This window comes from Bartonella sp. AP20NXHL, from assembly GCF_042196165.1.
In the GTDB taxonomy this organism is placed as follows: Bacteria; Pseudomonadota; Alphaproteobacteria; order Rhizobiales; family Rhizobiaceae; genus Bartonella.
In genome coordinates this window covers 1-3,249 of record NZ_JBHIPV010000047.1, presented here as the reverse complement: position 1 = coordinate 3,249, position 3,249 = coordinate 1, and the positions used below count along the sequence as shown (strand labels likewise).

4 protein-coding genes and 2 pseudogenes are annotated in these 3,249 nt (G+C 40.4%); 2 read left to right on the top strand and 4 right to left on the bottom strand.

Annotated features, from left to right (window positions below; translation table 11 throughout):
• A pseudogene (locus tag ACFILL_RS08875) lies at positions 1-446 on the bottom strand (phage tail protein); the annotation flags it as partial.
• Positions 447-794: 348 nt separating this feature from the next.
• Here ACFILL_RS08875 and ACFILL_RS08870 point away from each other — a divergent pair.
• Positions 795-1,313 carry a Rha family transcriptional regulator gene (locus ACFILL_RS08870; protein WP_375637929.1) on the top strand — a complete coding sequence of 173 codons (519 nt, stop codon included), beginning with the start codon at positions 795-797 and terminating at the stop codon, positions 1,311-1,313.
• A 123-nt stretch (positions 1,314-1,436) separates the two neighbouring features.
• The gene (locus ACFILL_RS08865; RefSeq protein WP_375637928.1) at positions 1,437-1,688 is read left to right on the top strand and encodes a type II toxin-antitoxin system prevent-host-death family antitoxin; all 252 of its coding nucleotides are present in this window, start codon (positions 1,437-1,439) and stop codon (positions 1,686-1,688) included.
• A gap of 75 nt (positions 1,689-1,763) precedes the next feature.
• Here the strand turns inward: ACFILL_RS08865 and ACFILL_RS08860 are convergent, their stop codons facing one another.
• The 3 genes and pseudogenes from ACFILL_RS08860 to ACFILL_RS08850 form a co-directional block, all read right to left on the bottom strand.
• A complete protein-coding gene (locus ACFILL_RS08860) occupies positions 1,764-2,072 on the bottom strand; it encodes a HigA family addiction module antitoxin (protein ID WP_273721170.1) in 309 nt (102 codons plus the stop codon).
• A gap of 10 nt (positions 2,073-2,082) precedes the next feature.
• A complete protein-coding gene (locus tag ACFILL_RS08855; RefSeq protein ID WP_375618870.1) occupies positions 2,083-2,361 on the bottom strand; it encodes a type II toxin-antitoxin system RelE/ParE family toxin in 279 nt (92 codons plus the stop codon).
• Between the two features lie 447 nt (positions 2,362-2,808).
• A pseudogene (locus ACFILL_RS08850) lies at positions 2,809-3,249 on the bottom strand (hypothetical protein); the annotation flags it as partial.

Below are 3,249 nucleotides of genomic sequence, written 5' to 3'. Positions count from 1 at the left end.
ATATTCACACTGGAAGGGCGTTGATGTGTAAAGCCTGGAGCGATGAGAATGCGTGGTGTTTGTCCTACAATGGATTGTGCTCCAATGAAAGCATGAACACCTTCATAAGCACCATTTGCGGTTACACCACCCAGAATATTGGTGAGTGTTGCATTTTCGTTGTCACCCTCGTGCACGCGTACGACAACGACAATGGCGCCTACTTGTTTAAAAATAAGATCAAGGGCATTGGGTAAGGTACCTTGACGCTTACCCGTTTTATCGAGTTTTGCAGCTTGTGAAAGAGAGCCCGTTACCAAAACGGGTGTATTAAGGGGAAATGCTTGTTCATCGGCATCGGGTGCTGTGCCAACAATCCCGATAACTGCCGATTGTACCGCGCGAAGGGGGCGGGTGCCGTCGTCAACTTCAACGACTTCAACACCGTGTAAAAAACCTGTTGCCATTTTATACTCCTTTAAATGGTTGGCTAATGAAATGAATGGGAAAAATTAGAGGTGGAAGCCGTTCTGACGAGCGACTTGACAAAAACTTTAAAACCGTTAGATTCATACAAAGGTGCCTAGAAAACACCTTGATAGTAAGCGGATAGATTGCCGAAACAGTCTTTTTCCGTGCATTGAATGCTTTGACTCGTTATATGCGCATAGCGTATAATAATGTTATCGGGTGTAGTTACGCTATAAAATACCCTTATGGGGAAAGCATAACGACGGACTTACTACCGTGTTTTCTAGCACCCGATACCCCTCTAGGGCGTCAATAGAAAACAACTAAATAGTAAGGAGTTCATTATGAACAATCTAGTAACAATCAACAATGATGGTATTGCTGTCACAACCTCTTTGAAAATTGCCGGTGGTGTGGGGAATAGCCACGCTACAGTTATAAAGCTGGTACGTCAAAACATTGAAGACCTTGAAGAATTTGGAAGGGTTGGATTTGAAATCTCACCCTTTGGGACCAAAGGCGGAAGACAGAAAAGAGTAATTGCTATTCTCAACGAACCACAAGCCACTCTACTCATGACCTATATGCGTAACAATGATACGGTGCGTGCATTCAAAAAAGCCCTCGTCAAAGCTTTCTATGATTTAAAAAAACAATTAATTGATAATGATCGTGATACACGCTTTGATTTTCCAAGCAACTGGGATGAAATGGGACCTACTGAAAAAGCTGTTTATATTTATGGACCGCTTCACATGCATCTTGTTAAAGCCTTTACATTAGCAGAAGAGAGCAAACATTATAAAACGCTTGTTGAAGAAGCCAAGCGAGTTTTAGTAAGCTCTGTTGTAAAAGTAGCTTAAGTTAAAAACATGATTTTATCTCCTCGTCTTTGAGGCGGGGAGGTAGTTAATGCCGTAAAATATCTTTACATAATACATATTCTACGTATAATACGTATAATACATTAAAGATAGGATGTGCATATGAAAAAATATAGTTTTACAGATGTAAACCGCGGGGCAGGCGATATTTTAGACGAGGCTATGTCTACACCTGTAGCTTTAACAAAGCGAGGGCGTGAAAAAATCATTATGCTTCCTGTTGATTTATATAATGAATTAGTAAAATCTCGTTCTGGTGCACAATCTTTTGTTTATGCAGATGCACCGCAAAATATATTAGATGATTTAAATCGTGGTTTAGATGACATCTTGAATAGTGATGAACATGTTTAAAGCGGGGGATGTTGTTAGATATTATTATTTATCCAGTATTTCATAAAACATCGTCTCTTCAGAGTGAGGAAGAGATCAAACAGCGTGAAGTGTTGGAACTTTGCTAACATTTGTTTCGCGTTCAGCATGCCACGCATCATAATTGGCTTGCATACGTAACCATATAGCAGCTCCATCACCAAACATTTTGCCAAGACAAGCGGAAATAGCAGGAGAAACAGGCTTTTTTGCGTTCAGAATATCGTAGAGATGTTGGCGTGATATACCAAGCATCTGCGCAATTTCTGATTTTGTTTTGCCTGTCTCAGGAATAATTTCTGCTAAAACTTCTCCTGGATGAGTAGGACAACGGTTTTTATCTCTTTGTGCAGGAATGTCATTCATAACTGTATCCTTAGTGATATTGTTCAAGATCAACACGGTAAGCATTACATGAGTCAAATTCAAAGGTAATACACCATGGTCCGTTAACGTGGACAGTGTAACGGGTAGGTGAATATCCAATCAAAGAATGAAAGTTGAATCCTGGAAGATTCATATCTTCTGGTCTTTCAGAAATATCTAAACGATCAAGACGAACCATGATACGTTTTACAAGTTTCTTATCAATCTTGGATGAATTTCCCGTTTTGAATAATTCTGCCAATGTTTTGCTTTTAAACGTTTTAATCATTCTTTTATATAGCGTAAAATACTTATAAGGTCAACAAATAGCTTACATTATAAGTGCTAAAATGGAAAAAATAGTAACATCCCATTAGAAAGCCTTATCGTCTAGACTTGTTTTTCTTTTCTCCACCTCATGCGTAAAGAGAAGAATAGGCGCATGGAGGGGATAAATTTGCACGTTAACATCAATGATTTTACGACCATACCGACGGCTGTCTGAACAAATATTGCTAAAAACTCAGATCCCTTGCTGTTCTTAATAAAGAAAATACGAAGTTTAAATTCTATTGTCATCTTGCTCTCCAAATCAATGAAGAGACTATAACAACCATCATCATGCCGATAAGACTGACACTGTCAGTCAAAAAAGCCCTTTAAAAGGACTTAAAAACATATAAGCCTGCTTATAGAACAGCTATCCATTTGACTTGCGCTATTTTTGGTTTTGTATTTAATCTTTCCACAATCTTATGAGGACAGCCCCATCAGCTCCAGCGCCACTTGAACAATCAGTCCCATGAGAACCAGCACCCCCACCCCCAAAGCCACGCCCCGCTTTTCCTGAACTATATGAGCCTTGTCCCGTTCCTCCAGAGCCCCCCCTTGATGTATCACCCCCAGCATCACCGCCATTACCGCTTGTTTTTCCATTGTTTCCACTCGTTCCAGCACAACCATTTCCACCTTTAGCAAGTCCTGGATGTTCGTCTTTTGCTAAACCAAAATTTCCTCCCACGCCTCCAGCACCACCAGAGCCTGAATAGAAGGAATTCGTACTCCCAGTAATCGAGTGAGAGATACGGGCGTCAGCTCCCCCACCACCCTTTCCTCCGGTAGCGGTAATAAAATTTTTGCCAATGGTTGTTGTTTCTCCAGGCTTACCGCTTACAAA

Excerpts from the sequence above, each read along its gene's own strand:
- ACFILL_RS08870 (WP_375637929.1), top strand. The coding sequence starts at position 795 with ATGAACAATCTAGTAACAATCAACAATGATGGTATTGCTGTCACAACC.
- ACFILL_RS08865 (WP_375637928.1), top strand. The coding sequence starts at position 1,437 with ATGAAAAAATATAGTTTTACAGATGTAAACCGCGGGGCAGGCGATATT.
- ACFILL_RS08860 (WP_273721170.1), bottom strand. The coding sequence starts at position 2,072 with ATGAATGACATTCCTGCACAAAGAGATAAAAACCGTTGTCCTACTCAT.
- ACFILL_RS08855 (WP_375618870.1), bottom strand. The coding sequence starts at position 2,361 with ATGATTAAAACGTTTAAAAGCAAAACATTGGCAGAATTATTCAAAACG.